Annotated in this window: 18 protein-coding genes; 13 read left to right on the top strand and 5 right to left on the bottom strand. The window is 59.4% G+C overall.

What is annotated here, in order from left to right:
• Window positions 1–124: 124 nt before the first annotated feature.
• From ACYZT6_RS28655 to gcvP, 4 genes are all read left to right on the top strand, one after another.
• Window positions 125–1741 (top strand): ABC transporter permease, encoded by a 1617-nt coding sequence (locus ACYZT6_RS28655; protein WP_462029556.1) that lies wholly within the window; start codon window positions 125–127, stop codon window positions 1739–1741.
• A 155-nt stretch (window positions 1742–1896) separates the two neighbouring features.
• Window positions 1897–2979: a glycine cleavage system aminomethyltransferase GcvT gene (gene gcvT / locus ACYZT6_RS28660; RefSeq protein WP_462029557.1), complete on the top strand. Its 1083-nt coding sequence runs from the start codon at window positions 1897–1899 to the stop codon at window positions 2977–2979.
• A 49-nt stretch (window positions 2980–3028) separates the two neighbouring features.
• Entirely contained in the window at window positions 3029–3412 is a 384-nt protein-coding gene (gcvH, locus tag ACYZT6_RS28665) for a glycine cleavage system protein GcvH (RefSeq protein WP_462029558.1), read from the top strand.
• Between the two features lie 236 nt (window positions 3413–3648).
• A complete protein-coding gene (gene gcvP / locus ACYZT6_RS28670) occupies window positions 3649–6522 on the top strand; it encodes an aminomethyl-transferring glycine dehydrogenase (protein ID WP_462029559.1) in 2874 nt (957 codons plus the stop codon).
• Between the two features lie 183 nt (window positions 6523–6705).
• Here gcvP and ACYZT6_RS28675 read toward each other — a convergent pair whose 3' ends face one another.
• From ACYZT6_RS28675 to ACYZT6_RS28685, 3 genes are all read right to left on the bottom strand, one after another.
• The gene (locus tag ACYZT6_RS28675) at window positions 6706–7026 is read right to left on the bottom strand and encodes a DUF2388 domain-containing protein (protein ID WP_169857239.1); all 321 of its coding nucleotides are present in this window, start codon (window positions 7024–7026) and stop codon (window positions 6706–6708) included.
• Window positions 7027–7095: 69 nt separating this feature from the next.
• Window positions 7096–8880 carry a GspE/PulE family protein gene (locus tag ACYZT6_RS28680; RefSeq protein ID WP_462029560.1) on the bottom strand — a complete coding sequence of 595 codons (1785 nt, stop codon included), beginning with the start codon at window positions 8878–8880 and terminating at the stop codon, window positions 7096–7098.
• Window positions 8881–8970: 90 nt separating this feature from the next.
• On the bottom strand, window positions 8971–9309 hold the full coding sequence (locus tag ACYZT6_RS28685) for a hypothetical protein (RefSeq protein ID WP_462029561.1): 339 nt from the start codon (window positions 9307–9309) through the stop codon (window positions 8971–8973).
• Between the two features lie 125 nt (window positions 9310–9434).
• Here ACYZT6_RS28685 and ACYZT6_RS28690 point away from each other — a divergent pair, with 125 nt between their 5' ends.
• Entirely contained in the window at window positions 9435–9899 is a 465-nt protein-coding gene (locus tag ACYZT6_RS28690) for an Lrp/AsnC family transcriptional regulator (protein WP_131061030.1), read from the top strand.
• 100 nt (window positions 9900–9999) lie between these two features.
• Here the strand turns inward: ACYZT6_RS28690 and ACYZT6_RS28695 are convergent, their stop codons facing one another.
• Window positions 10000–11367, bottom strand: coding sequence for a CYTH domain-containing protein (locus ACYZT6_RS28695; RefSeq protein ID WP_462029562.1), 1368 nt, complete (start codon window positions 11365–11367; stop codon window positions 10000–10002).
• 156 nt (window positions 11368–11523) lie between these two features.
• On the opposite strand from ACYZT6_RS28695, the gene argE reads away from it, so the two are divergent.
• Together argE and argA are read left to right on the top strand one after the other, a co-directional pair.
• Window positions 11524–12678 carry an acetylornithine deacetylase gene (gene argE / locus ACYZT6_RS28700; protein WP_462029563.1) on the top strand — a complete coding sequence of 385 codons (1155 nt, stop codon included), beginning with the start codon at window positions 11524–11526 and terminating at the stop codon, window positions 12676–12678.
• A 248-nt stretch (window positions 12679–12926) separates the two neighbouring features.
• Complete coding sequence (argA, locus tag ACYZT6_RS28705; RefSeq protein WP_438658244.1) at window positions 12927–14225, top strand: amino-acid N-acetyltransferase; 1299 nt, start codon at window positions 12927–12929, stop codon at window positions 14223–14225.
• 110 nt (window positions 14226–14335) lie between these two features.
• Here argA and tauA read toward each other — a convergent pair whose 3' ends face one another.
• Window positions 14336–15325, bottom strand: a complete 990-nt coding sequence (tauA, locus tag ACYZT6_RS28710; RefSeq protein WP_462029564.1) for a taurine ABC transporter substrate-binding protein — start codon at window positions 15323–15325, stop codon at window positions 14336–14338.
• A 349-nt stretch (window positions 15326–15674) separates the two neighbouring features.
• Between tauA and ACYZT6_RS28715 the strand changes: the two genes are divergently transcribed.
• The 6 genes from ACYZT6_RS28715 to ssuD all read left to right on the top strand — a co-directional run bounded on the left by ACYZT6_RS28715 (window position 15675) and on the right by ssuD (window position 22819).
• Entirely contained in the window at window positions 15675–17012 is a 1338-nt protein-coding gene (locus ACYZT6_RS28715) for an OprD family outer membrane porin (RefSeq protein WP_462029565.1), read from the top strand.
• Between the two features lie 373 nt (window positions 17013–17385).
• A complete protein-coding gene (locus ACYZT6_RS28720) occupies window positions 17386–18747 on the top strand; it encodes an OprD family porin (protein ID WP_462029566.1) in 1362 nt (453 codons plus the stop codon).
• Between the two features lie 293 nt (window positions 18748–19040).
• Window positions 19041–19679, top strand: a complete 639-nt coding sequence (locus tag ACYZT6_RS28725) for a peroxiredoxin (protein WP_462029567.1) — start codon at window positions 19041–19043, stop codon at window positions 19677–19679.
• A 318-nt stretch (window positions 19680–19997) separates the two neighbouring features.
• On the top strand, window positions 19998–20591 hold the full coding sequence (gene ssuE / locus ACYZT6_RS28730; RefSeq protein ID WP_462029568.1) for an NADPH-dependent FMN reductase: 594 nt from the start codon (window positions 19998–20000) through the stop codon (window positions 20589–20591).
• 88 nt (window positions 20592–20679) lie between these two features.
• Window positions 20680–21645 (top strand): sulfonate ABC transporter substrate-binding protein, encoded by a 966-nt coding sequence (locus tag ACYZT6_RS28735; RefSeq protein ID WP_462029569.1) that lies wholly within the window; start codon window positions 20680–20682, stop codon window positions 21643–21645.
• 25 nt (window positions 21646–21670) lie between these two features.
• Window positions 21671–22819, top strand: coding sequence for an FMNH2-dependent alkanesulfonate monooxygenase (ssuD, locus tag ACYZT6_RS28740; protein WP_462029570.1), 1149 nt, complete (start codon window positions 21671–21673; stop codon window positions 22817–22819).
• Window positions 22820–22824 lie beyond the last annotated feature (5 nt).

Below are 22824 nucleotides of genomic sequence, written 5' to 3' on the forward strand. Positions count from 1 at the left end.
TATCTCAAGTCGCAGTATTTCCAACCAACAACTCAGTCAGTCCCCTCGCCCCTTTGGGGAGAGGGTTAGGGTGAGGGGTCGATCTTGAACCACACACAAATCTCACCGTTTCAGAGACCTTAACGTGGCCCACCCCGCCCAACGCCGCTGGTATCCCCTGGTCTTCGCCATCGCCGCGCTGGTCCTGCTGCCCCTGAGCGTCCTGCTTTTCTCCTGGCAAACCATCGATCACCAAATCTGGTCCCACCTCTGGGACACCCAGATGCCGCGCCTGCTAGGCAACACGCTGACGTTGGTGCTCGGCGTCGGTATCGGCGTCACGCTCTTGGGCGTCAGTCTCGCCTGGCTGACCAGCCTCTGCGAATTCCCGGGTCGCCGTTGGCTGGACTGGGCGCTGATGCTGCCTTTTGCGATCCCTGCTTATGTACTGGCCTTCGTCTTCGTCGGCCTGCTGGATTTCGCCGGTCCCGTGCAAACCCTGTTGCGCGAATGGTTCGGCACCGGCCTCCGGTTGCCGCGAGTGCGTTCCACCGGCGGCGTCATTCTGGTGCTGGTACTGGTTTTCTATCCCTACGTTTACCTGCTGGCGCGCACCGCGTTCCTGGCTCAGGGCAAAGGCTTGATGGAAGCAGCGCGTGTGCTGGGGCAATCCCCGTGGCAGGCGTTCTGGCGAGTCGCCTTGCCCATGGCGCGGCCGGCCATTGGTGCCGGCGTGGCGTTGGCGCTGATGGAAACCCTGGCGGACTTCGGTGCGGTGTCGGTGTTCAACTTCGACACGTTCACCACGGCCATCTACAAAACCTGGTACGGATTCTTCAGCCTCTCCACCGCCGCGCAACTGGCCAGCCTGTTACTGCTGGTGGTGATGATCGTGTTGTACGGCGAACGTCGTGCTCGCGGGGCCAACCGCACGAGTAATGAGCGACCCCGGGTCAAGGCGCTGTACCACCTGCGTGGTTTCAAGGCATTGGCGGCCATGAGTTGGTGTGGCCTGGTGTTCGCCTGTGCCTTCGTCATTCCGATGCTGCAACTGGTGGTGTGGTTCTGGCAGCGTGGGCGCTTCGATCTGGATGAACGTTACGCCGGCCTGATCGTCCACACCTTGTACCTGGGCGGCATGGCGGCGTTGATCACCGTCAGCGTTGCTCTGGTGCTGGCCTTTGCCCGGCGACTGGCGCCGACCCGGGCGATCCGCTCCGGTGTCAGCCTGGCCAATCTCGGCTACGCCCTGCCGGGGTCGGTACTGGCGGTGTCGATCATGCTGGCGTTCAGTTATCTGGATCGCGAGCTGGTGATCCCGGTTTCGGGGTGGCTCGGCGGCGCCGGCAAGCCATTGCTGCTGGGCAGTCTGTCGGCGTTATTGCTGGCCTATCTGGTGCGTTTCATCGCGGTGGCTTACGGGCCGCTGGAAAGCAGCCTGGCGCGAATACGGCCATCTTTGCCCGAAGCGGCACGTAGCCTTGGCGTGAGTGGGCCACGACTGTTTTTCAAAGTGTATCTGCCGTTATTGCTGCCCGGCACGTTGAGCGCCGCGTTGCTGGTGTTCGTCGATGTGCTCAAGGAAATGCCCGCGACCCTTCTGATGCGCCCGTTTGGCTGGGATACGTTAGCTGTTCGGATCTTTGAAATGACCAGCGAAGGCGAGTGGGCGAGGGCATCGTTGCCGGCCCTGACCCTGGTTTTGGTCGGGTTGTTACCGGTCATCGGATTGATTCGACGTTCGGCGCATCGAAACGCCTAGGTGTCAGTCCTACACCTTGAGGCTACAATGCGCGGCATTCGGTGCGGTCCGTCCTACGGACCTGGTAGCTGAAATCGGCTGAAAGCCTTCTATTTCAAGGCTTTCGCCCGTGAAGCACTTGCCCGCACCTTCGCCACGCCCGGAAGGAGAAACCCATGGGACAGCGTACGCCTCTGTATGACCTTCATCTCGCCCTCGGCGCGAAGATGGTCGATTTTGGCGGTTGGGATATGCCTCTGCATTACGGCTCGCAGGTCGAGGAACACCATCAGGTGCGCCGCGATTGCGGGGTTTTCGATGTATCCCACATGACCGTGATCGATGTCGACGGCCCTCAGGCCAAAGCCTGGCTCCAGCATTTGCTGGCCAATGACGTCGAACGCCTGCACAGCCCCGGCCGTGCCTTGTACAGCACCATGCTCAACGAGCGCGGCGGCATCGTCGACGACATGATCGTCTATCGCCTCGACGATGGTTATCGTTTGGTGGTCAACGCCTCCACTCGCAATCAGGATCTTGCCTGGATGCAGGCCCATATCGATGGTTTCGATGTGCAGCTCAATGAGCGCAGCGAACTGGCGATGCTGGCGATTCAAGGCCCCCATGCCCGGCACAAAATCTCCGAACTGGTCACCCAGTCCCGCGGCAACCTGATCCAGATGCTCAAGCCTTTCGAAGGCCAGCCTGATGGCGACTGGTTTATCGCGCGCACCGGTTATACCGGTGAAGATGGCCTGGAGATCGTACTGCCGGCCAATCAGGCCCCAGGGTTTTTCAACGACCTGGTGGGCGCGGGCATTTCACCTATCGGTCTGGGCGCCCGGGATACCTTGCGTGTCGAAGCCGGCATGAATTTGTACGGCCAGGACATTCATCAAGACGTTTCACCACTGGCCTCGAACATGGCCTGGAGCATTGCCTGGGAACCGGCCACTCGCCAGTTCATCGGTCGCAGTGCCCTGGAAGCCGAGCGGGCGGGTGGCGTGCAGCACAAACTGGTCGGTCTGGTCCTTGAGGAGCGTGGGGTTTTGCGCGCTCATCAAGTGGTCCGTATCGCCAATGTTGGCGAAGGAGAGATCACCAGTGGTAGTTTCTCTCCTACGCTTAGCAAATCGATAGCACTGGCGCGCGTGCCGATGGCAACTGCCGACCGCGCAGAAGTGGAAATCCGTGGCAAGTGGTACCCGGTCCGAGTGGTCAAACCGACCTTCGTACGCCATGGCAAAACCTTGATCTAACCTTTTTTGGCGGGCAACGACCGCTGACAATTTCTTGAGGACACAGAACATGAGCGATATCCCTGCCGACCTGCGTTTTGCCGAAAGTCACGAATGGGCCCGACTGGAAGCCGATGGCACCGTCACCGTGGGCATCAGCGATCACGCTCAGGAAGCTTTGGGCGATGTGGTGTTCGTTGAGCTGACGGAAGTCGGAAAAGTCTTTGCTGCCGGTGAACAATCCGGTGTGGTTGAGTCGGTTAAAGCTGCATCTGACATTTATTCCCCGGTATCCGGTGAAGTGATTGCGATCAACGAGGACCTGAACGGTGAACCTGAAAAGCTCAACTCCGATCCGTACGGCGCATGGATCTTCAAACTGAAGCCTAGCGACAAGGCTGAACTGGACAAGCTGCACGATGCAGCTGGTTACAAGGCCGCCATCGGCGAGTAAGCCTTGAGCGTCATCCCCAAAGCCCCGACTTGTCGGGGCTTTTTCATTCTCAAGATCAAAAGATCGCAGCCTCGTTTCACTCGACAGCTGCTACAGGGGATCGCATTCGGATGTAGCAGCTGTCGAGTGAAACGAGGCTGCGATCTTTTGATCGTCAGGGGCACAGCGACATCGGCTGCTATGCTGGTTTGACCGTGTTGCATCGACGTTGAGCGCCAGTCAAGAGAGAGCCCGTCATGTCCCAGTTGCCGTCCTTGAGCCAGTTACGCGACCCCAATGCCTTCCTTCGCCGCCACCTCGGGCCCGATGCCGCCGAGCAACAGGCGATGCTCGACAGCCTCGGCCTCGGCAGCCGGGTCGAGCTGATCGAGCAGACAGTGCCGCCGGGAATCCGCCTGAACCGGCCGCTCGATTTGCCGCCCGCCCTCGACGAAGAAGCCGCGCTGGCCAAGCTGCGCGGGTACGCCGAGCAGAACCAGGTCTGGACCAGCCTGATCGGCATGGGCTACCACGGCACCCTTACACCGACAGTCATTCTGCGCAACGTGCTGGAAAATCCTGGTTGGTACACCGCCTACACGCCTTATCAACCGGAGATCGCCCAAGGCCGGCTCGAAGCGCTGCTGAATTTCCAGCAATTGACCATCGACCTCACGGGGCTCGAACTGGCCAACGCTTCGCTGCTCGATGAAGCCACGGCGGCGGCGGAAGCCATGGCGCTGGCCAAGCGGGTCGCCAAGTCCAGAAGCAATCTGTTCTTCGTCGATGAAAACTGCCATCCACAAACCATCTCCGTGGTGCAGACCCGCGCCGAAGGCTTTGGTTTCGAGCTGATCATCGACGCTGTGGATAACTTGAAGCAGCACCAGGTGTTTGGCGCGCTGCTGCAATACCCCGACACCCATGGCGAGATCCGCGATCTGCGGCCGTTGATCGATCATCTGCATGCTCAGCAGGCGCTGGCCTGTGTGGCGACGGATCTGCTGAGCCTGCTGTTGCTGACCCCGCCGGGGGAATTGGGCGCCGACGTGGTATTCGGCTCATCCCAGCGGTTCGGCGTGCCGATGGGTTACGGCGGACCGCACGCGGCGTTTTTTGCCAGCCGCGATGAGTACAAACGGGCGATTCCCGGGCGGATCATCGGCGTCTCGAAAGATGCTCGCGGCAATGTCGCGTTGCGCATGGCCCTGCAAACACGCGAGCAGCATATTCGCCGGGAGAAGGCCAATTCGAACATCTGCACCGCCCAAGTGCTGCTGGCCAACATCGCCAGTTTTTATGCGGTCTACCACGGTCCGGAAGGGTTGAAGCAGATTGCCCAGCGCGTCCACCGGCTGACCTGCATCCTCGCCACTGGCCTGGAGCGCCACGGCATCAACCGCCTCAATACACACTTTTTCGACACGCTGACGCTGGAGGTCGGTGGCACACAGACGGCAATCATCGAAAGCGCCCAGGCTGCACAGATCAATTTGCGCATTCTCGGGCGCGGGCAGTTGGGGCTGAGCCTCGACGAAACCTCTGACGAATCTACGGTAGCGAAACTGTTTGATGTATTCCTTGGTGCCGATCATGGGCTGAACGTCGATGAACTGGATGCTGAAGTCCTTGCTTCCGGCATTCCCGCAGGCCTGCTGCGCACCTCGCCTTATCTGCGTCATCCGGTGTTCAGCGCCCATCACAGCGAAACCGAGATGCTGCGCTACCTCAAGCAGCTGGAGAACAAAGACCTGGCGCTCAATCAGTCGATGATCCCGCTGGGCTCCTGCACCATGAAACTCAATGCCACCAGCGAGATGATCCCCATCACTTGGCCGCAGTTCGCGCACCTGCACCCGTTTGTGCCGAAAGAGCAGGCGGTGGGTTATTCGCTGATGATCGAGGAGCTGGAGCGCTGGCTCTGCGCGATCACCGGTTTCGACGCGATCTGCATGCAACCCAACTCCGGCGCCCAGGGCGAGTACGCCGGGCTGCTGGCAATCCGCAAATACAACGAGAGCCGTCATGAAGGGGCGCGAGACATCTGCCTGATCCCGTCCTCGGCCCACGGCACTAACCCGGCGTCGGCGCAGATGGCCGGGATGCGCGTGGTGATTGTCGAATGCGACGAGGCGGGTAACGTCGATCTGGATGACCTCAAGGGCAAGGCCGCGGAGGCGGGGGACAAACTCGCCTGCCTGATGGCGACGTATCCATCGACTCACGGCGTGTACGAGGAAGGCATCAGCGAAATCTGTGAAGTTATCCACAGCCACGGCGGCCAGGTGTACATGGATGGGGCCAACCTTAACGCGCAAGTCGGTTTGGCGCGGCCGGCGGACATTGGCGCCGACGTGTCCCACATGAACCTGCACAAGACCTTCTGCATTCCCCATGGCGGCGGCGGGCCGGGCATGGGGCCGATTGGTGTGCGCGCGCACCTGGCGCCGTTCGTTGCCAATCACCCGGTGGTGCCGATTGAAGGACCGCTGCCCCAGAACGGCGCGGTCAGTGCAGCGCCCTGGGGCAGTGCAAGCATTCTGCCGATCAGCTGGATGTACATCGCGATGATGGGGCCGCAGTTGGCGGATGCCAGTGAGGTGGCGATCCTCGCCGCGAATTACCTGGCGCAGCATTTGTCCGGCGCGTTTCCCGTGCTCTATACCGGGCGCAACGAGCGGGTGGCGCACGAATGCATCCTGGATTTGCGACCACTCAAGGCTCTGACCGGGATCAGCGAAGAGGATGTGGCCAAGCGCCTGATGGATTACGGTTTCCATGCACCGACCATGTCGTTTCCGGTGCCGGGAACGCTGATGGTCGAGCCGACCGAGAGTGAGTCAAAGGCAGAACTGGACCGGTTTATCGGGGCGATGCTGAGCATTCGCGCGGAAATCACCGAGGTGCAGAACGGTAACTGGCCAGCCGAGGACAATCCGCTGAAGCGAGCGCCGCATACCTTGGCTGATATCACCGGGGTTTGGGAGCGGCCTTACAGCATTGAGCAAGCGGTGACGCCGGATGGGCACACCAAGGCGCACAAGTATTGGCCGGTGGTGAATCGGGTGGATAACGTGTATGGCGACCGTAATCTGTTTTGTGCGTGCGTCCCTGTCGACGATTACCGCTAATAGCCCCGTACCCTGTAGGAGCGAGGCTTGCCCGCGAAGGCGATTTACTATTCAACATTTACGTTGACTGATACACCGCTTTCGCGGGCAAGTCGGATCGCCGCCCGCTCGCTCCTACAGGGGTTTGTGTCGGGGCAAAAAAATGCCGCTCATGTGAGCGGCATTTTCATTCAGCTGAGAAGCTTATTCCGATGCAACGGCATTCTTCGCCAGGATCGCGTTCGCCAGTTCCATATCAGTCGCCTGCAGGCCCGGGTTGTCGGCGCGGACTTTCTGCATTGCGGCCTCCAGATAAGGGCCGCGGATGCCGCCGTCGCTGGCGACGAAGCTGCCGGCATCGTCCTGCGCGGCAACGATCAGCTTGTGATCCTTGAAGGTCAGGTAGGTCGAACCGGTGGTTGCACCGGACGAGATGACGTTACGCCAAAAGCTATCGGCCATCGCCGAACCAACTGGAAGGGACAACAAGGCGATGGTAGCGACAGCAAGTTTGAGACGCATGATGGGTGACTCCACTGATTAACTACGGGGTTGGATCGCCATTCCCCCAATCCAGTTCCGTGATGTCCGCGCCTACTTTTGTTCGCTCTGCGGCGTCACTCGCAATACTTCCTCAATCGTCGTCAACCCGGCGGCCACTTTTTGCGCCCCCGACAAACGCAAACTGCGCATGCCTTCCTTGAACGCCTGACGCCTTACCGCCAGCAAATCGGTGTCGGGATTGATCAGCGCTTTTACCCCATCGGTCAGCTGCATGATTTCGTACACCCCGGCGCGTCCGCGATAGCCGGTGTCGCGGCATTCCAGGCAGCCGATGGCGCGCTGGGCGTTGGTGGGCAGCGGCGCTTGCCAGGGTTTGGTCAGGGTTTGCCAGTCTTCTTCACTCAACGTCAGCGGTGCCTTGCAGTGCGGACACAAGGTGCGCACCAGTCGTTGAGCCATGACGCCGAGCACCGTGGCTTTGATCAGGTAATGCGGCACGCCGAGTTCCAGCAGGCGGCTGATGGCGCTGGGCGCATCGTTGGTGTGCAGCGTCGACAGCACCAAGTGACCGGTCAGTGCAGCCTGGATCGCCATTTCCGCGGTTTCGAGGTCGCGGATCTCGCCGATCATGATGATGTCCGGATCCTGCCGCATCAGCGCGCGCACGCCGGCAGCAAAGGTCAGGTCGATGTTGTGCTGGACCTGCATCTGGTTGAACGCCGGCTCGACCATTTCAATCGGGTCTTCGATGGTGCAGAGGTTGACCTCCGGCGTCGCCAGTTTCTTGAGCGTGGTGTAAAGCGTGGTGGTTTTCCCCGACCCAGTGGGCCCGGTGACCAGAATGATGCCGTTCGGCTGGCTCGTCATGTCCTGCCAGCGGCGCAGGTCTTCGGCGGAGAAACCCAGCTGATCGAAATTCTTGAGCAACACTTCCGGGTCGAAGATCCGCATGACCATTTTTTCGCCAAACGCCGTCGGCAAAGTCGACAGCCGCAGCTCGACTTCGCCGCCGTCCGGGGTCTTGGTTTTCACCCGGCCGTCCTGGGGTTTGCGCTTTTCCGCGACGTTCATCCGCCCGAGGCTTTTCAGGCGGCTGACGATGGCCATGGTCACTTGCGGCGGGAATTGATAGACGTTGTGCAGCACGCCGTCGATGCGAAAACGGACGGTGCCTTGCTCGCGCCGGGGTTCGATGTGGATATCACTGGCGCGCTGCTGGAAGGCGTACTGGAACAGCCAGTCGACGATGTTGACGATGTGCGCGTCGTTGGCGTCCGGTTCCTGATCGCTGGCACCGAGGTTAAGCAGTTGTTCGAAGTTGCCCAGGGTATTGGTTTGCTGATCGGCATTGGTCGCGCCGCTGACCGATTTGGCCAGGCGGAAAAACTCGACGCTGAAGCGCTGGATGTCGACGGGGTTGGCCACCACACGCTTGATCGGCAGTTTCAGCACGTGGGTCAGGTCGGCTTCCCAGCCGGTGACATAGGGCTGGGCGCTGGCCACGGTCACCGCATCGCGGTCGACGGACACCGCCAGAATCTTGTGGCGCTGGGCGAAAGCGTAAGACATCAGCGGGGTGATGGCCGCCACATTGATCTTCAGTGGATCGATGCGCAAGTAAGGCTGACCGGCCTGTTGTGACAGCCACAGGGTCAGGCTTTCCAGGTCGAGGTGTTTACCCGGACGGCTGAGGTCGTCCAGGTGTTGGCTGGCGATGAATTCCAGTGGATGCATCTGGCCATTGGCGGCGTGGCGGCGACGGGCATTGAGCGCGTGTTCGGCCGAGTCCTGGCTGATAAAGCCCTGGGCGACCAGTTCACGCAGCAAATCATTGAGATCCAGCCAGCGGTCCTGAATGGCAAGTTGAACGGACATGCGGGCTCCTCATGAACAACAGTCCGCAAAGGATAGTCGCGGACCCGCCGACCGTTGGGCCACTACCCGACGAAGCCGTGTCGAGGTTTGTCAGCCCGCCGCCTGAGCCGGTGCATCCCGCATGGAATCAGCCGCTTGCAGGTCGACCGAACACACGCTGATCAGGTTACGTAATTTTTCCGCAATCACTTCGGCGCGATGCCAGCTCAGTCCGTCCATGACGATGTCGATCGACATCAGATCGTCCATTCGCTGCGCATTGACCTGCTGCGGCGTCAGAAACTGTAAAGCGAAAAAGTTGAGCGCCCGACACAGCAGGTCCGGCTCGGCTTCGGCCAGCAGTTGGTAATGGACACGGCAGTGAGCGTTGCCGGCGTTCCAGACATCGGCGCGGGTGGGCGAGGTGTTTACAGCTTCCAGGTGCGGCATGGTCGGTCTCCAAATCAATGGAGAAATTTTTACATTCGGTGCGGGGCATTTCTTATCTATGATTGGGCTTATTGCCTATTTTTCGAATTGTTTGATTCGGCAGACTATCAATCACGGGTTTATTTATGCAAAACGAGCTGGATGGCTACGACCGCAAGATTCTCGCGTTGCTGCAAGAAGACGCTTCGCTCTCCAGCGCGCAGATCGCCGAACAGGTAGGGCTTTCACAGTCGCCATGCTGGCGGCGGATTCAGCGGATGAAGGAGGAGGGGATCATTCGGGGGCAGGTGACGTTGCTGGACCGGAAGAAGATCGGGCTTAACACGCAGATCTTTGCCGAGATCAAACTCAACGCGCATGGGCGTTCGAACTTCACCGAGTTCACCGAGGCGATTCGCGGTTTTCCCGAAGTGCTGGAATGTTATGTGTTGATGGGGTCGGTGGATTTCTTGCTGCGGATTGTCACGGCGGACATCGAGGCGTATGAGCGGTTTTTCTTTGAAAAGCTGTCGATGGTGCCGGGGATTCAGGAAGTGAACTCAATAGTGGCGTTGTCAGAAATCAAATCCACGACGAGTTTGCCTGTTTGAATTTTTGTGGTGAATGTTTGGGCCTCTTCGCGGGCAAGCCTCGCTCCTACAGGGGGTTGCGTAAATCCTGTAGGAGCGAGGCTTGCCCGCGAAGGCGATCTTACATACGCAGCAGCATTTTCCAGGCACGGTTCTGATAAACCGCAATCGCCTGCTGCTTGCGCGCGTCCAGCGATTCATCGGTGATCGGCTCATTCGCCAATTGAGCAAGCTGTTTCAGCTCACCGTAAAGGCGATCCATTTCCGGGATGTCCAGCACACCACGGGCATGGTGCAGCCAGGCCTGGATGCGTTCTATGCGCGGCAGTTGCTCGGCCAAATCTTCCGGCTGTTGCTGATAACGCTGCAATTGCAAGGACGTCGCTTCTTCACCCAGCAAACGCGGCAACCAGCTGCCCAATTGCGCAGCGCCCTGGCGATTGCCACGGACGTTGCGATCGGCAGCCCACGTGCGAGCCAGCAACCAACGCGAAGTGTTCAGCGAGAACAGGCCCCAACGCGGGTCTTCCAGTTCTTCGAGGAACTGCTCCGGCGCGGCTTTGCGCACGTCTTCGTCGTCGATTCCGGCTTGCACCAGTGGACGCCAGTCTTCGAGCAAGGTATCCAGTGCGACGCGCAGGTCGTGCGTCGACTGACGCGGTGCGGCTTGACCCAGGCTGCTGAGCAACGCGCGCAATTCAGCGAGGTTCTCTACCCAGTCCAGCAACAGGCGCCAGTGACCGTTGAAACGGTACTGCTCGGCCAGACGCTGGCTGCTGCTCAGCAAATGCCAGCTCAGCGCGGCGAACGCATCATCCAGCGGCATTTCAGCCGTGATTTGCGGCGCCGGCAGGCTCAGCGAATAGCTGTTGGCGTCGTACAAACGATAACCGCGCTCGGCCTTGCTGATGTCACACGGCATCAGGGCCAGGGTCGCGGCCAGTTCGGCGGCCAGTTCCAGCAGCGCGGCCGGTTCGCCTTCGCGCAGTTCCAGTTCCAGCTCGCAGATTTCTTCTTTCTGCTTGCCGACCACCACGTGGCCCAGGTCCAGCGCGGCTTCGATGACCACTTTGGTCTTGCCACGTCCCCAAGCGATTTCAGCGCGTTCGCGAACGAAATCGGTGGTGAAGATCGGTTTCAGGGTTTTCTTGTCCAGCTCGGCCAACTCTTCAGGCCAGCATTCGCCGTCGAGTTTTTTCACATCGAGCTTGGCTTTGGGCAGGTTCCAGTCGTATTCGTTACGCTCGGACAGACCGGCGACGCTCTGGCCACGGGTCTTGAGCGTTTGAATCACTTCTTCGCCATCCTTGCGCAGGCGCAGGGCAACCTTGGCGCGGGCCAAGTCGCGCTCAGGCGTGTCGAAGTACTGGTTCATCAACTCACGGCGTTCCCAGCCACTTTTGTTGCGTTTTTTCAGAAGCGGGTGCTCGCGCAGAGCAGCGAGGGTTTCGCGGCTGACGCGGAGTTTGATTTCGGTTTCTTTCTGCATGGCCGGAAAATCCAGGATCGGGAGCGCAGCCGGGGGAATGTGTGGCTGCCAAGGTCGTGCAGTGTACAGGACTCGTCCATCCTACGCGCCGCGGCGGTTTATTCCTGTCGCCAGATGGTTCTATGATGGACTTCAATTCGCGAGTTGGAGTCTGCGATGCCTTTGCCGTCCATGAAAGATCAGTTCGCTGCGCTGATTGCCGCGCCGTCGGTCAGCTGTACCCAGCCCAGCCTTGATCAATCCAATCGTCCGGTTATCGACCTGCTGGCGACGTGGCTCGGTGACTTGGGTTTCGCCTGCGACATCCAGCAGGTCAGCCCCGGCAAGTTCAACCTGCTGGCCAGTTTCGGTTCCGGCCCCGGCGGCCTGGTGCTGGCCGGTCATAGCGATACGGTGCCGTTCGATGGCGCGTTGTGGCAGACCGACCCGCTGAAACTGACTGAAGTCGATGGCCGCTGGGTGGGCTTGGGCAGTTGCGACATGAAAGGTTTTTTCGCCCTGGCCATCGAAGCGGTGATTCCGCTGCTCGATCAGCCGTTCAAACAGCCGCTGCTGATCCTCGCCACCTGCGATGAAGAAAGCTCCATGTCCGGTGCGCGTGCCCTGGCCGAAGCCGGCCGTCCGTTGGGGCGTGCGGCAGTGATTGGCGAACCGACCGGTCTGAAGCCGATCCGCATGCACAAAGGCATCATGATGGAGCGCATCGACATCCTCGGGCAGAGCGGCCATTCCTCGGACCCGCGTCTGGGCCACAGTGCCCTCGAAGCCATGCACGATGCCATCGGTGAACTGCGTGGCTTGCGCCTGTTGTGGCAGCGTGAATTCCGTAATCCGCAGTTCGGTGTGCCGACACCGACCCTGAACTTCGGCTGCATCCATGGCGGCGACAACCCCAACCGTATCTGCGGCCAGTGCTCGCTGGAATTCGACTTGCGGCCGTTGCCGGGCATGGACCCCAAAGCCCTGCGAGCGGAGATTCTGCAGAGGCTCAAGCCGGTTGCCGAACGCCATCAGGTTAAGATCGATTACGCGCCGCTGTTCCCTGAAGTACCGCCGTTCGAGCAGGCCGAGGACGCCGAATTGGTCCGGGTCGCCGAAAAGCTGACTGGCCATCGCGCCGAAGCAGTAGCGTTCGGCACCGAAGCGCCTTATCTTCAGCGACTTGGCTGCGAAACACTGGTGCTGGGCCCGGGCGATATCGCCTGTGCGCACCAACCGGGGGAATACCTCGAAATGTCACGTTTGCAGCCTACGGTGCATCTATTACGACAACTGATTGAACATTACTGCCTGACGCCGGCCAAAATGTGACCTGTGTAGGAGCCGGCTTGCTGGCGATGCGGACGCTGCGGTTCATCAGATGAACCGCGTTATCGTTCATCGTCGGAACGCCGCCCGCAGCAAGCCGGCTCCTACAGCTCTAAATTGCCAGTGTCCCAACCCGTATTCATGAGGAGAGCGCGCGTGTCGCCAAGCCTGTTCCGACGATAACCATCAGCCCGCTGTGCGTTTTCAGTTTCGCCCATTTTTTGGCTGCTATTTATTACAGGCCCAGGTTCATGCCCGAATACGTTAATTGGCTTCGTCACGCTTCGCCGTACATCAACGCCCACCGCGATTGCACCTTTGTCGTCATGCTGCCCGGCGACGGCGTTGAGCACCCGAACTTCGGCAACATCGTCCACGACCTGGTGCTGCTGCACAGTCTCGGCGTGCGACTGGTGCTGGTTCACGGTTCCCGTCCGCAAATCGAGACCCGCCTCGCCGCGCGTGGTCTGACCCCGCATTACCACCACGGGATGCGCATCACTGATGCCGCGACCCTCGAGTGTGTGATCGATGCCGTCGGCCAGCTGCGCATCGCCATCGAAGCGCGGCTGTCCATGGACATGGCCTCATCGCCGATGCAGGGCTCGCGTCTGCGGGTGGCCGGCGGCAACCTGGTGACGGCACGGCCGATCGGCGTGCTCGAAGGCGTCGACTATCACCACACCGGCGAAGTTCGCCGGGTCGACCGCAAGGGCATCAACCGTTTGCTGGATGAGCGCTCCATCGTGTTGTTGTCGCCGTTGGGCTACTCGCCGACCGGTGAGATCTTCAACCTCGCCTGCGAAGACGTCGCCACGCGCGCGGCCATCGACCTGGGTGCGGATAAGCTTCTTCTGTTTGGCGCTGACCTGGGCTTGATCGATGAAAACGGTCGACTGGTTCGCGAACTGCGTCCGCAACAAGTCCCGGCGCATTTGCAACGCTTGGGCAGCAACTATCAGGCGGAGCTGCTGGATGCGGCGGCCGAAGCTTGCCGCGGTGGCGTCGCACGCAGCCATATCGTCAGCTACGCCGAAGACGGCGCGCTACTGACCGAACTGTTCACCCGCGACGGTGGCGGAACGCTGGTGGCCCAGGAACAATTCGAGATTGTGCGCGAAGCGGCCATTGAAGATGTCGGTGGTTTGCTGGACCTGATCAGCCCGCTGGAAGAGCAGGGGATTCTGGTGCGTCGTTCCCGCGAGGTGCTGGAGCGCGAGATCGAGCAGTTCAGCGTGGTCGAGCGTGAAGGCATGATCATCGCCTGTGCGGCGTTGTATCAGATTGCCGATTCGGATGCCGGGGAGCTGGCCTGTCTGGCGGTGAACCCGGAGTACCGCCATGGCGGTCGCGGTGACGAGCTGCTGGAGCGCATCGAAACCCGCGCCCGGGCCCAGGGCTTGAACACCTTGTTCGTGCTGACGACCCGGACCGCTCACTGGTTCCGTGAGCGTGGGTTTGTGCCGAGCAGCGTTGAGCGCCTGCCATCGGCGCGGGCGTCGCTGTACAACTATCAGCGTAATTCGAAGATCTTCGAAAAAACCCTGTAACCCAGATCTCCTGTAGGAGCGAGGCTTGCCCGCGAAGCAGACGACTCGAATTAACGGTTGTCCTTGATGACGCCTTCGCGGGCAAGCCTCGCTCCTACAAAGGCGCGGTGTTATTCAGCGACAAATTTCGCGCTGACATACGCCGAATAATCCGGCAGCACTGTCTCTACCTTCCCTTGCTCCTTCAAGAACTTCGCCGTCTCGCCAATCGCCTTGGCCGTGCCGCCGTCCAGCAGCGCGGTGGTCTGTTGGGCCTTCGCATCCGGGAACGCTGAACCGGCCAGCAACTCCGGCACATCAGCCGCATTGGCACCGGTCAATTTGGCGATTTTCTGCACTGGTACCGAGTCCGCGGTCCAGCTGTCTTTATGCGCGGCATAATCGGCGAACGAATCCAGGGTGACCTTGGCGAATTTGGCCACAACGTCCGGATGCCTCTCGGCGTAATCCTTACGCGCAACCCACACCTCGAACGTCGGCGCGCCCCACTGACCCACCTGTGCCGCGTCGGTCAAGGTCTTGCCTGTCTTGCGAATTTCCCCAAGCGCCGGCGACCAGACAAACGCGCCGTCGATGTCGCCACGCTTCCACGCGGCAGCAATTTCCGCCGGTTGCAGGTTCACCACTTTGACCTTCGAGGCGTCCAGGCCCCAGTGCTTCAGCGCGCCGAGCAGACTGTAATGGGAGGTTGAAACGAACGGGGTGGCGATCGTCTTGCCGATCAGATCTTCCGGTTTATCGATGCCGCTGCCATTACGCACCACCAACGCTTCGGCAGCGTTGATCTGTGCAGAAACTATGAACGCAACAATCGGCAGATTGCGCGAAGCGGCCGCCGCCAGCGGGCTTGAGCCGAGGTTGCCGATCTGCACGTCGCCGGACGCAATGGCTGTCACTACTTCCGGGCCACTGTTGAAACGACGCCAGTCGATTTTCTCGCCGATGGTCTTTTCGTAGACCCCGTCGGCCTGGGGGACTTTGCTGGGGTCGATGCCGGTTTGATAGCCGACGGTGAGGTTCGCCGCGTGAGCGGAAACAGAAAGTACAAGCGATACACAAACTGTAATAAATGGTCTGGATAGTGCGCGTTTGGTCGTCATGGCGTCGCCTTTCGGTAGGGGAATGTTTCCGAATTGCGTCAACGCTAATCGATCTAAAAAAAGGCTAACAAATACCTTTTAGGAATTAGCTTATGAGCCGACCGCTCTGGCGCGGGACAGTGAGCGTATTCCTAAAGGGTATGAAAAAAGAACTGACCAATTCTTTTTGGGTTTATGACGAACGCATGACCCCGCAAGGACCAAAAAACGGGGATTAGACCTTGGTCGTAGACACACATAGTTACGATTGACTTGTGGGTCACGGTCTGGCGCTAATCGCGCATCTTAGGATCTGGGGCATTGACTCCGGGCCAGGAATACAAGAATTAGAATCGAGAGGAGTGAAGCAATGAACAAGTCGACCTTGGCCTTGGCCGTGGCTGTAGGGGTTTTGGCGCAGCAGGCAGGCGCCGCCGGTTTCATCGAAGACAGCAAGGCTTCCGTTAGTTCGCGTACCTATTATTTCGACGCCGACAACCGTGAAGGTGCCAAGATTCCTGCTAACCGGCAGCGAGAGACTGCTGAGGGTCTGAAGTTCGATTACCGGTCGGGCTTCACTCAAGGTGTCGTAGGTTTCGGTTTCGACGCCCAGGCAATGGTCGGTATCCATCTGGACGGTGGCAAGGGCCATCACCCGGACAATAACTCCTTCAGCCCTAGCGATTCCGATGGTTCGGCAGAGAGTTCATGGAGCCGTGTGGCGGGCAACGTCAAGGCACGATTCTCGAAGACAGAGGCCCACTACGGTGGCGCTCTGCAACCAAACATGCCGATCCTGATTGCGAACGACAGCCGCGTGCTGCCACAGACCTTTGAAGGTGGCACCATCACCTCGAAGGAAATTGACAACTTCACCTTTAACGTAGGTCAGTTGGAGCACGCGACAGGTCGGGCATCCTCCAACAGCACTGGCCTGGCCGTGGCGGGTGGCACAGAGGACAGTAACCAGTTCCGCTACGCCGGTGCAGACTGGGCGGTCACCAAAGAGCTGACGCTGCAGTACTACTACGCGAACCTGGAAAACTACTACAAGCAGAACTTCCTCGGCCTGGTGCACGTCTACCCGATCGCCCCAAACCAGTCGTTCAAGACCGATCTTCGTTTCTTCGACAGCAGCTCCGACGGCAAGAACGGCGACGCCGGCTACCAGTTCAACAACAACAGCGGCTACGCCAAGGAAAGGGGCGTGGTCGATAACAAGACCTGGAGCGCCACATTCACCTATACCCTGGGTGGCAGCGCGTTTCTGCTCGGGCATCAGCGTGTCAGCGATGACGGCGGCTTCGTTTTCCTGAACCAGGGCAACGTGGTTGACGGTAGAGGGCGAAACGAAGGTGCTGGCGGCGCCAGCTTCTACTCGTTCACCGACGCCACGGTCGGCAGCTTTATCCGTGCCGGTGAAAATACCTCGTATGGCCAGTATTCCTATGACTTCGCTTCGTTGGGTGTGCCAGGCTTGAAAGCTTCGGCTGCTTACTTATATGGCCAGGACATCAAGGCCACCAACGGTGTGGGTAAGGACCTGAACGAGCGGGAAACCGACCTGCGTGTGGATTACGTGATTCAAACGGGTCCGCTTAAAGGGTTTGGCACGACGCTGCGTCACGGTATGTATCGCGGCAACACCAGCACCCTTGATCAGGATCAGACCCGTCTGATCTTCAACTACACCTACAGCTTCCTGTAACAAGCTTCGCAAAAGAGCCTCGCCGTTTGGCGAGGTTTTTTTTGCATTTTTTTTCATATTCTAATTAGGCATTACTTAGGAATTTATTATTCTTTTTTGTTTTTAAAATAAACCCCTAAAGTGCATTCCGCCGGGGCCGATACCTAGTGTCCTGCAGCGATTAAAATGCCGTTTTTTATTCCTTTACGGCATGAAAAAGAATGAAATAAATGTATTTACGTTTACCATGCCGGCCCATTCGCCGCGCTCAGACCCTTGACTTAGATGCATCAGTTGAGTGGCGCGCGGATTGCGGTTGGCGGTATCCGCACATTCAGGATCCAGAGCATTCGACTCAGGACCGAAGAAATTAGAAACGATAGGAGCGAAACAAATGAACAAGTCCACCTTGGCCCTGGCTGTGGCCGTAGGGGTTTTGGCGCAGCAGGCAAGCGCCGCCGGTTTCATCGAAGACAGCAAGGCAACATTGGGGCTGCGCAACTTCTACATCAACAACGATAACCGTGATTCGGGCACCAAAGCTGCCGGCGCTCAAAACAAGAACGAAGAATGGGGCCAAGGCTTCGATCTGCGCTTCACCTCCGGCTACACCCAAGGCACTGTTGGCTTCGGTATCGATGCCATCGGCCTGCTGGGCGTGCGTCTGGATTCGGGCGGCGGCACTAACGGCGCCACGTCGACTTCTTACGGCGGCACTGTTTTCCCAAGCAAGTCCAACGGCGAAGCGGTTGATAACTTCTCCAGCCTGGGCCTGACTGCCAAAGCCAAGATCTCCCAGACTGAACTGAAGTTGGGCACCCTGCAGCCAAAACTGCCGGTTATCGTGACCAACGATGGCCGTCTGCTGCCGCAAACCTTCCAGGGTGGCCAGATCACCTCGAACGAGGTCAAGGACCTGACACTGGTCGGTGGTCAGATCGAGCACGCCAAGGGTCGTAACTCCAGCAACAACGAAGAGTTGTCGATTGCTGGTTCGAACGCTCACACGGCTGCTGGCCGTGACAGCAACAAGTTCATCTACGGTGGCGGTGACTACAAAATCACCAAAGACCTGACTGCCCAGTACTACTACGGCAACCTGGAAGACTTCTACAAGCAGCACTTCCTGGGTCTGGTACACAACTGGGCAATCGGCCCGGGCGTATTGAAGTCTGATTTCCGTTACTTCAACAGCTCCGATGACGGTGCCAACGGTCACGACTCGTCTTACTTCAGCAGCGGCAACTACCAGGGCTTCCGCGCTGGTAAAGGCAAGGTCGACAACAACCTGTACAGCGGCCTGTTCCTGTACACCGTTGCCGGTCACACCTTTGGTGGTGGTTACCAGGTCAGCAACGGCAGCAGCGACTTCCCTTGGCTGAACCAGGGTGACGGCTCGTCGGCTTACATCACTACCGACATGCAGATCGCCAAGTTCGCCCGCGCCGGTGAACGTACCTGGCAAGCTCGCTACTCGTATGACTTCGCCAAGGTTGGCCTGCCAGGCGCTACTGCCGGCATCGTTTACCTGCGTGGTGACAACATCGACACCATCAGCAGCACCAGCACCGCAGTGGCCGGCTCCGGCCGTTCCGAGTGGGAACGTGACCTGACCCTGGCTTACGTAGTTCAGGAAGGCCCGCTGAAAAACCTCGGCTTCATGTGGAAAAACGCCATGTGGCGCAACGACGTTCCAGGTCAGCGCGACCAGGACGAAAACCGCTTGATCGTCAGCTACTCGATCCCGCTGTTGTAATAACGCTCGCGTAACCGAAGAAAAAAAGCCCCGCCCGGCATCTCGCCGGGCGGGGCTTTTGCGTTTTCAAGGCGGAGTCACCCCCGTAATCCCGCCTTGAATATTTCCCTCTTTGCAGCAACTCAAGGCCTTCTCGAACCTTGTCGGCGATGTTGGACGGGATGCGACCGCAGGTCCAGTGAACAGATTTTTAATATTCACTTATGATCTAAATAAATCGATATTTATTCTTTTTAATCCATAAGGAACGCAGGCACAGTTGAGCTCAACAAGCACTCACCAGGAGCAGCACCATGAGCCTCAGACTGGGCGATATCGCCCCCGACTTCGAACAGGATTCCAGCGCCGGCACCCTCCGTTTTCACGAATGGCTGGGCGATAGCTGGGGCGTGCTGTTTTCCCATCCGGCGGACTTCACGCCGGTGTGCACCACCGAACTGGGCTTTACCGCCAGGCTCAAGGAAGAGTTTGCCAATCGCGGTGTGAAAGCCATCGCCCTGTCCGTGGACCCGGTGGACTCGCACCACAAGTGGATCGAGGACATCAATGAAACCCAGAACGCAGTCGTCAACTTCCCGATTCTGGCGGATGCCGATCGCAAGGTCTCGGACCTCTACGACCTGATTCACCCGAACGCCAATGACACACTGACCGTGCGCTCGCTGTTTGTGATCGACCCCAACAAAAAGGTTCGGCTGACCATCACCTACCCGGCGAGTACCGGTCGCAATTTCCACGAGATCCTGCGGGTGATCGACTCGCTGCAACTCACCGACAACTACAAGGTGGCCACCCCGGCCAACTGGCAGGACGGTGATGAAGTGGTGATCGTGCCGTCGCTCAAGGATGAAGACGAAATCAAGAAACGCTTTCCCAAGGGTTATCGCGCGGTGAAGCCGTACCTGCGCCTGACGCCGCAGCCCAACCGTTGAGTGAAACCTGTTCCCTGTAGGAGCGAGGCTTGCCCGCGAAGAGGCCATCATATCCAACACTGATAGTGGCTGTGACAGCGCCTTCGCGGGCAAGCCTCGCTCCTACAGGACAGCTATGCGCATTCCAAAAAGCAGGGGATTTCGGGCCGTTTTTACGGCCCATTTTTTTGCCTAGACAATGCCGTTTGTATAGACCTACAACGCATAACCAAATGAATAAATATGATTTATGGATATAACAATCACCTGTTAAGGTCACTCCCATCAAAGCGAGATCGCAAGCCGCGAATCGCCAACACCGTTCAAGGAATCGCCTGAATGCTGGTCGTCTCACTCGGTGGCAGTCCCAGCCAACGCTCCCGTTCCGGGGTGCTGCTGGAGCGCTCTCAACGCTGGTTGCAAGCGCAAGGTGTGGAGGTGGTGAGTTACCAGGTACGGGACTTCCCGGCCGAAGACTTGCTGCATGCACGCTTCGACAGCCCAAAGGTGATCGACCTGCTGCAACAGATTGAAAATGCCGACGGCCTGCTGATCGCCACCCCGGTTTACAAGGCGTCGTTTTCCGGCGCGCTGAAAACCGTGCTGGACCTGCTGCCCGAGCGTGCGTTGGACCACAAAGTGGTTTTGCCCATGGCCACTGGCGGCAGCATCGCCCACATGCTGGCGGTGGATTACGCGCTCAAGCCCGTGCTGTCCGCGTTGAAAGCCCAAGAGATGTTGCATGGGATTTTCGCGGTAGACAGCCAGATCGCTTACGGCGAAGGCAGCGCCCAGGCGCAGTTGGCGCCGGAGCTGGAACAACGATTGAACGAGTCGCTGGAGTTGTTTTTCAGCGCCATGGCTCGACGGCCCAAGCCGATCGATCCGAACCTGTTGAACGAACGTTTGTTGAGTGCTCGCTGGAGCATTTGAGCCTACCCGAAATTGATGTACTGGCCTTACTCGCCCGCTAACGGGCAAGCAGGTGCAGCCAAAACCCAACTGCAAAAAGGAGAGCGCCATGCGCACTGTCATTTTGCGTCGTGGTCTGGTCGCTCTGTTTGCAGCGGCTGTCACCTTCGGCGCCATTACTCAAGCTCAAGCCGAGACTCTACGAATCGGCTATCAGAAATACGGTACTTTGGTGCTGCTAAAAGCCAAAGGCACCCTCGAAAAACGCCTCGCCGCTCAAGGCGTTGATGTGAAATGGACTGAATTCCCCGGAGGCCCGCAACTGCTTGAAGGCCTGAACGTCGGCTCCATCGATTTCGGTGTCACCGGCGAAACGCCCCCGGTTTTCGCACAGGCTGCCGGCGCCGACCTGCTCTACGTTGCCTACGAACCGCCAGCGCCCCAAGGCGAAGCGATCCTGGTGCCGAAGGACTCGCCGATCAAATCGGTGCAGGACCTCAAGGGCAAGAAAGTCGTCTTGAACAAAGGCTCCAACGTTCACTACTTGCTGGTCCGTGCTTTGGATGACGCCGGCCTCAAATACACCGACATCCAGACCGTTTTCCTGCCGCCGGCCGATGCCCGCGCCGCGTTCGAACGTGGCAGCGTCGATGCCTGGGTGATCTGGGACCCGTACCAGGCCGCCGCTGAACAGCAACTGCATGCGCGCACCCTGCGCGATGGCCAGGGCATCGTCGACAACCACCAGTTCTACCTGGCAACCAAGCCCTACGCACAGAAAAATCCTGAGGTGATCAAGACCCTCGTGGAAGAAGTGCGCGCGGTCGGCGAATGGGCCAAAGCCAACCCTGAAGACGTGACTCAACAGGTTTCGCCACTGATCGGCTTGCCGGCGGACATCACCCTGACCTCGATGAAACGCCAAGGCTACGGTGCGCTGTTCCTGACCCCGGAAGTCGTCGCCGCCCAACAGAAAATCGCCGACAGCTTTTACCAACTCAAGCTGATCCCGAAACAGTTGAGCATCAAAGACGTGATCTGGACGCCACCGGCAGCCGTTGCCAGCGCGCAGTAATTCGATTCCCCAAGGAGACCACTCCATGAGCCTCAATATTTTCTGGTTCCTGCCTACCCACGGCGACGGCCATTACCTTGGCACCGCCGAGGGCGCTCGCGCCGTCGACCACGGTTACCTGCAACAAATCGCCCAAGCGGCGGACCGCTTGGGCTTCGGCGGGGTGTTGATTCCTACCGGCCGCTCATGCGAAGACTCGTGGCTGGTGGCGGCGTCGCTGATCCCGGTGACCCAGCGGTTGAAATTCCTTGTCGCGCTGCGCCCCGGGATCATTTCCCCGACGGTGGCCGCGCGTCAGGCGGCGACACTGGATCGCCTGTCCGGCGGCCGTGCGCTGTTCAACCTGGTTACTGGTGGTGATCCGGAAGAATTGGCCGGCGACGGTTTGTTCCTGACTCACGAAGAACGCTATCAAGCCTCGGTGGAATTCACCCGCATCTGGCGCCGCGTGCTGGAAGGCGAAACCGTTGATTACGACGGTCAGCACATCAGCGTGAAGGGCGCCAAATTGCTCTATCCGCCGATCCAGCAACCGCGTCCGCCGCTGTACTTCGGCGGCTCGTCGGAAGCGGCGCAAGACCTCGCGGCCGAGCAGGTGGAAATGGTCCTGACCTGGGGCGAACCGCCGGCAGCCGTTGCCGAGAAGATTGAACAAGTGCGCGCCAAAGCCGCGAAGCTGGGTCGCACCGTGCGCTTCGGCATTCGCTTGCATGTGATCGTCCGCGAAACCAACGCCGAAGCCTGGCAAGCGGCGGATCGCCTGATCTCTCATGTGGATGACGAAACCATCGCGCGTGCCCAGGCTTCTCTGGCGCGTTTCGATTCGGTGGGCCAGCAACGCATGGCCGCGCTGCATGGCGGCAGCCGCGACAACCTGGAAGTCAGCCCCAACCTGTGGGCCGGCGTCGGCCTGGTGCGTGGTGGTGCCGGTACGGCGCTGGTGGGCGATGGTCCAACCGTGGCTGCCCGCGTGAAGGAGTACGCGGACCTGGGCATCGACACTTTCATTTTCTCCGGTTATCCACACTTGGAAGAGGCGTATCGCGTCGCCGAGTTGCTGTTCCCGCACATTGACGTGCAGCGTCCGGAGCAACCTCAAGGCGCGAACTTCGTCAGCCCGTTCGGTGAAATGGTCGCCAACGACATTCTTCCCAAAGCCGCGTCCCAGAGCTGAGGCGC

The sequence above is a fragment of the Pseudomonas sp. RT6P73 genome (genome assembly GCF_054897715.1).

Bases quoted from the DNA above. Each gene is read 5' to 3' on its own strand.
- gcvT (WP_462029557.1), top strand. From the start codon at position 1,897: ATGGGACAGCGTACGCCTCTGTATGACCTTCATCTCGCCCTCGGCGCG.
- gcvH (WP_462029558.1), top strand. From the start codon at position 3,029: ATGAGCGATATCCCTGCCGACCTGCGTTTTGCCGAAAGTCACGAATGG.
- gcvP (WP_462029559.1), top strand. From the start codon at position 3,649: ATGTCCCAGTTGCCGTCCTTGAGCCAGTTACGCGACCCCAATGCCTTC.
- ACYZT6_RS28680 (WP_462029560.1), bottom strand. From the start codon at position 8,880: ATGTCCGTTCAACTTGCCATTCAGGACCGCTGGCTGGATCTCAATGAT.
- ACYZT6_RS28685 (WP_462029561.1), bottom strand. From the start codon at position 9,309: ATGCCGCACCTGGAAGCTGTAAACACCTCGCCCACCCGCGCCGATGTC.
- ACYZT6_RS28690 (WP_131061030.1), top strand. From the start codon at position 9,435: ATGCAAAACGAGCTGGATGGCTACGACCGCAAGATTCTCGCGTTGCTG.
- ACYZT6_RS28695 (WP_462029562.1), bottom strand. From the start codon at position 11,367: ATGCAGAAAGAAACCGAAATCAAACTCCGCGTCAGCCGCGAAACCCTC.
- argE (WP_462029563.1), top strand. From the start codon at position 11,524: ATGCCTTTGCCGTCCATGAAAGATCAGTTCGCTGCGCTGATTGCCGCG.
- argA (WP_438658244.1), top strand. From the start codon at position 12,927: ATGCCCGAATACGTTAATTGGCTTCGTCACGCTTCGCCGTACATCAAC.
- tauA (WP_462029564.1), bottom strand. From the start codon at position 15,325: ATGACGACCAAACGCGCACTATCCAGACCATTTATTACAGTTTGTGTA.
- ACYZT6_RS28715 (WP_462029565.1), top strand. From the start codon at position 15,675: ATGAACAAGTCGACCTTGGCCTTGGCCGTGGCTGTAGGGGTTTTGGCG.
- ACYZT6_RS28720 (WP_462029566.1), top strand. From the start codon at position 17,386: ATGAACAAGTCCACCTTGGCCCTGGCTGTGGCCGTAGGGGTTTTGGCG.
- ACYZT6_RS28725 (WP_462029567.1), top strand. From the start codon at position 19,041: ATGAGCCTCAGACTGGGCGATATCGCCCCCGACTTCGAACAGGATTCC.
- ssuE (WP_462029568.1), top strand. From the start codon at position 19,998: ATGCTGGTCGTCTCACTCGGTGGCAGTCCCAGCCAACGCTCCCGTTCC.
- ACYZT6_RS28735 (WP_462029569.1), top strand. From the start codon at position 20,680: ATGCGCACTGTCATTTTGCGTCGTGGTCTGGTCGCTCTGTTTGCAGCG.
- ssuD (WP_462029570.1), top strand. From the start codon at position 21,671: ATGAGCCTCAATATTTTCTGGTTCCTGCCTACCCACGGCGACGGCCAT.